This is a genomic window from Streptacidiphilus neutrinimicus (assembly GCF_000787815.1).
Lineage (GTDB): Bacteria > Actinomycetota > Actinomycetes > Streptomycetales > Streptomycetaceae > Streptacidiphilus > Streptacidiphilus neutrinimicus.
Window position 1 is genome coordinate 292,537 of record NZ_BBPO01000001.1, and the last position, 2,234, is coordinate 294,770.

Genomic DNA, 2,234 nt, shown 5'->3' on the forward strand with positions numbered 1-2,234 from the left:
GCTCCAGGACGGTCAGCAGGGACGGGTGCGGGCCGAGCGGGCGGCCGTAGCGGAAGCTGGTGCCGGCGTGGCGCTCGCGCTCGCGTACCAGCGCCGCCGGGATGTCGCCCTTGGCGTGCCCGGCGGAGACCAGGACCAGCGGCACGGCGGCGAAGCGGCGCGCGCCCTGCTCGACCAGCTCGGCGACGGCGTCGGCGAGCGGCGGCGGGGACAGCTCGATGAAGCCGCCGCCGACCGGGGTCTCCGGCAGGCGGGCCTTGAGCAGCTCGACGAACTCGCGGAAGGCCTCCGCGCCGTCCTCGTCACGGGTGCCGTGGCCGACCAGCAACAGCGCGGGGGAGGTCACAGGTTCTTCTCCTCAGAGGTCTCAGAAGTCGTGATGGTGTCGTAGAGGTCCGGGTACAGCAGGGCGTTGAGGGCGGCGGCGGCCACGGCCGAGCCGCCCTTCTCGGAGATGTTGCTCACGCCGGGCAGTCCGGACGCGCGCAGTGCGGCCTTGGACTCGGCGGCGCCGACGAAGCCGACGGGCAGGCCGATCACGAGCGCCGGACGGGCGTCGAGGACCAGCAGCTCCTCCAGGGCGGTCGGTGCGCAGCCGATCACCCAGACCGCGCCGTGCCCGACCTCCTCCAGCGCCATCCCGACGGCCGCCGCCGAGCGGGTCAGCCCGGCCGCCGGGTCGGCCTTGGCCTGACGGACGCGGCAGACGGACTCGCGCGCGGTGATCCCCGCCGCGACCATCTCCACGTCCGCGACGATCGGCGCGCCCGCGGCGAGCGCGTCGGCGGCGGCGCGCAGCACGGACTCGTCGGCGAGGACGAGGTCGTCGAAGTACTCCAGGTCCGCGCTGGCGTGGACGACCCGCTCTGCCACGGCCCGGGTGAGCGGCGGCAGATGGGAGGTGTCACGGCGGGCGCGCAGGCGGCGGTAGGACTCCGCCTCGATCGGGTGGACCTGACGGCGGCTCATGAGGCGTCCTCCTGACGGGGATCGACGGGCAGCAGGTCGATCGCGTCGACCGGGCAGGCGTCCTGGCACTCGATGCGGGGTGTGCCGCTCACACCTGCCACCGGTAGCCGCGGGGGGTGACGAAGCGGCCCGCGACCTCGCGGGAGGCGGTGTTGCCGACGGTGACCACGGTGAACATGTCCACCTCGGTCGGGTCGAGCGAGGCGAGCGTCGTCACCTTGTGCCATTCATCCGGGCGGGAGACGCTCCGCGCGATGCCGACCGGGGTCGCGGGCGCGTCGCGGTGCTCGGCGAGGATGGCGAGCGCCTTCGGCAGCTGCCAGTCGCGGGCGCGGCTGCGCGGGTTGTAGAAGGTGACGACCAGGTCGGCCTCGGCGGCGGCGCGGACGCGGCGCTCGATGACCTCCCACGGGGTGTGCAGGTCGGAGAGGCTGATCGAGACGTGGTCGTGGCCGAGCGGCGCGCCCAGCAGCGAGGCGGCCGCCATGGCGGCGGTGACGCCGGGGACGCCGACGACGTCGATGTCCGCGCCCGCCTCGGCCAGGGCCGGGGAGGCCATCGCGTAGACGCCCGCGTCGCCGCTGCCGATCAGCGCGACGGCCAGGCCCTGCTGGGCCAGCCGGACCGCGCTGCGGGCGCGCTCCTCCTCGGCGCCCAGCCCGGTGGCCTCGACGCGGACGCCGGGCCGGAGCAGGTCGCGGATCTGGTCGACGTACTGGTCCAGGCCCACGATGACGGAGGCGCGGCGCAGCTCGGTGCGGGCGCGCTCAGTGAGCAGGTCGCGCGCGCCGGGGCCGAGGCCTACGATCGCGAGCCGGCCGCGCACCGGGCGACGTGCGACGGCCGCCGTCGCCATCGCGGCGCGGCCCTCGGGGGCCGACTTCCGCTTGGGGAGCAGGAGTTCGGTCGCCTGCGCGCCGAGCAGCGCGGCGGCCTCGGCGACGCTCGGGGTGCCGACGGCGGCCAGCGGCGCGTCGGAGGGGTTGGGCACGGTGACGGCGGCGAGCTCGTCGGCGGTGAAGCACCGCACCGGGACGCCGAGTTCGGCCGCCGCAGCGAGCAGGCCCGGCTCGTCCGCCTTGGCGTCGACGCTGGTCAGGCTGTGCAGGGAGCGGGCGTCCAGGCCCGCTTCGGCGAGCGCCGTGCCGATCAGCCCGAGGATCTCCTCGGCCGGTGCGCCCTTGCTGGCGCCCACGCCGACGACGAGGCTCGGCGGGAACAGCCGGACGGTGGGCGCGGTCGGCACGGCGGGCACGGCAACGGCG

Annotated in this window: 3 protein-coding genes; all 3 read right to left on the bottom strand. The window is 76.0% G+C overall.

Features of this window, described 5'->3' with window-relative positions; genetic code table 11:
- On the bottom strand, positions 1 to 346 hold a 346-nt coding region (locus tag TR48_RS01260), incomplete at its 3' end, for a sirohydrochlorin chelatase (RefSeq protein WP_042363852.1).
- A complete protein-coding gene (locus tag TR48_RS01265; protein WP_042363853.1) occupies positions 343 to 969 on the bottom strand; it encodes a precorrin-8X methylmutase in 627 nt (208 codons plus the stop codon). The genes TR48_RS01260 and TR48_RS01265, both read right to left, overlap by 4 nt.
- Positions 970 to 1,057: 88 nt before the next feature.
- Positions 1,058 to 2,234 (bottom strand): precorrin-3B C(17)-methyltransferase (cobJ, locus tag TR48_RS01270; RefSeq protein ID WP_063770867.1); only part of this gene is annotated, 1,177 nt, incomplete at its 5' end.